The 2,522-nt window shown below is 63.0% G+C and carries 2 protein-coding genes; both read left to right on the top strand.

Annotated features, from left to right (window positions below; all coding sequences use genetic code 11):
- Positions 1-991 (top strand): cob(I)yrinic acid a,c-diamide adenosyltransferase (locus AAFP05_RS02325; protein ID WP_341728242.1); only part of this gene is annotated, 991 nt, incomplete at its 5' end.
- Between the two features lie 2 nt (positions 992-993).
- Positions 994-2,400 carry an aldehyde dehydrogenase family protein gene (locus tag AAFP05_RS02320; RefSeq protein WP_341728241.1) on the top strand — a complete coding sequence of 469 codons (1,407 nt, stop codon included), beginning with the start codon at positions 994-996 and terminating at the stop codon, positions 2,398-2,400.
- Positions 2,401-2,522: the final 122 nt, after the last annotated feature.

The following is a 2,522-nucleotide window of genomic DNA, read 5'->3' as shown; positions in this document are numbered from 1 at the left end:
GGGCACCACCGGCCTGTTCGGTGCGTCCCGCGTCCCGAAGCAAGATGTGGCGGTCGAGGCCTACGGCACCGTGGACGAAGCCAACTCGTCCATCGGCGAGGCGAAGGCGCTGGCCACCGATGACCAGTCCCACCAAGAGTTGCATGAGATCCAGCGGCGACTCTTCGTGCTGGGCGCCGAGCTGGCCAGCGATGAGGCGGGCCGCTCGATGCTCATCGACACCATCACCGATGCTGACATCTCCAGGCTGGAAGATCTGATCGATCGCTGCAACGAGATCACCGGCCCGCAGACGCAGTTCATCATTCCGGGCCGCGATCTTCAGTCGGCGACGCTGCATCGGGCACGCACCGTGATACGCCGGGCCGAGCGCCGGGTGCTAACCATGTCCCAGACTCGTGAGGTGCGTCCGGAGCTGATCACGTATCTGAACCGGTGCTCGGACGCCCTGTATGCGCTGGCTCGGTTGGCCGAGCACCAGCATGACCTGATCGAGATCGAGCGGATCGTTCGAGAATCGGTCACCAGGGCTCTCGAACGGGAACAGCCGGCCACAATCCCTGACGAAGGATTCGCGCTGAAGCGCTTTGACCTGGACGTTCTCAAGCTGATGGCCGAGGCCGCCGAGGAGAAGGCGACGCAGATGAGACTGCCGCTCGTATTCGCAGGCGTCGATGCCGGAGGGAATCTGATGCTGCTGCACCGGATGGCCGGCTCCTTGCTGGTCAGCCTCAACACAGCTGCGAACAAGGCCTATACGGCAGCCGCCTTCCAGCAGCCGACCGCCGATCTGAAGGACCAGTCGGCACAGACGGGTCCGATCCCAGGCATTCAGAACTTCGAAGACGGACGCGTGGTGGTCTTCGGAGGAGGATTGCCGATCTTCGTCGACGGGCAGTTGGCCGGAGGCATCGGAGTATCGGGAGGGTCTCCCGACGAGGACTCCAGCATTGTCAAGCACGCACTATCGATAGCTCGGAAGGCGAGGTAGAAATGTCCACCATCAGCCCGGATGTGGTCCGGCAGGTCATCCAGGAAGTCGTGCTGGAGGTCGTGGCCAAGGCTCAGGCATCCCACAACGGTGCCAGCGACGGCATTTTCCCCGACATGGACGCGGCGATCACGGCCGCCGACAAGGCCTGGCGCCGGTACACGGAGTGTACGATGGCCGACCGTGCCCGGTTCATCCAGGCGATCCGCGACGTGGCGTCTCTCGACGAGAACGTCCGCTTCATGGCCGAGGCCACGGTCGAGGAGACCGGCATGGGACGCATCGACGACAAGATCCTCAAGAACAAGGCGGCTGCTCTACAGACGCCGGGTATCGAGGATCTTCCGACCGAAGCCTGGTCGGGCGATGACGGGCTGACCACAGTCGAACTCTCGCCCTTCGGGGTCATCGGGGCGATCACTCCGACCACCAACCCGACCGAGACCGTAATCAACAACGCGATCGGCATGCTCTCAGCCGGAAATTCGGTGGTCTTCAGCCCGCATCCCCGTGCGACCAAGATCACTCATTGGCTGATCCGCAAGATCAACGCCGCGCTGGTCGGCGCCGGGGCTCCGGCCAATCTGGTGGTCACCGTGGAGAAGCCTTCGATCGAGAACACCAACGCGATGATGGCTGATCCCCGGGTACGGATGCTGGTCGCGACTGGTGGTCCCGGCATCGTGAAGTCTGTACTGTCGAGCGGTAAGAAGGCCATTGGCGCGGGCGCAGGTAACCCACCGGTGGTCGTTGACCAGACTGCCGACATCGTGCGCGCCGCCCGCGACATCGTCAATGGCGCATCCTTCGACAACAACCTGCCCTGCACCGCCGAGAAGGAGGTTCTTGCCGTCGAGTGCGTGGTCGACCTGCTGAAGTTCGAGATGCTGAAGAACGGCGCCTACGAACTCAAGGACCAAGCGGCAATCGCGCGGCTGGCCGAGATGGTCGCCAAAGACGGTCATGCGGTCACCGGGTGCGTCGGCAAGGACGCTTCCGTGCTGCTCGATGCAATCGGTATCGAAGCACCCAGCGGAACTCGCTTGATCATCGCTGAGGTGCCCTTCGCGCACCCATTCGTGCAGACCGAACTGATGATGCCGATCCTCGGTATCGTCCGGGTCAAGAATGTGGACGAAGCCATCGAGCTGGCCGTGGAGGCCGAGCACGGCAACCGCCACACCGCGATCATGCACTCGTCCGACGTCAACGCGCTGACCAAGATGGCCAAACGCATTCAAACAACGATCTTCGTGAAGAACGGACCGTCATACGCGGGTATCGGGCTGGGTGGCGAAGGTTTCACGACCTTCACCATCGCCGGACCCACCGGTGAGGGGCTCACCTCAGCGCGATGCTACGCCCGGCGTCGTCGCTGTGCCCTCGTCGGCGGTATGAACATCCGGTAACTCACCTTCCCCTCCCTGGCGATGCCGCGGTGCACCCGATTACCGACCCGTGTTCAGCGGCATCCCTGGTTCAACGCCTACAAATTCGGCGAAGCCGGGATTCTCGATGTTTACGTAGGAGC

Origin of the sequence: Brooklawnia sp., from assembly GCF_032229645.1 — a bacterium.
Lineage (GTDB): Bacteria > Actinomycetota > Actinomycetes > Propionibacteriales > Propionibacteriaceae > Brooklawnia.
This window is presented reverse-complemented; position numbering and strand designations above follow the sequence as displayed.

What these genes read in the sequence shown, in the direction of transcription:
- AAFP05_RS02320 (WP_341728241.1), top strand. Translation starts at nt 994, where the DNA reads ATGTCCACCATCAGCCCGGATGTGGTCCGGCAGGTCATCCAGGAAGTC.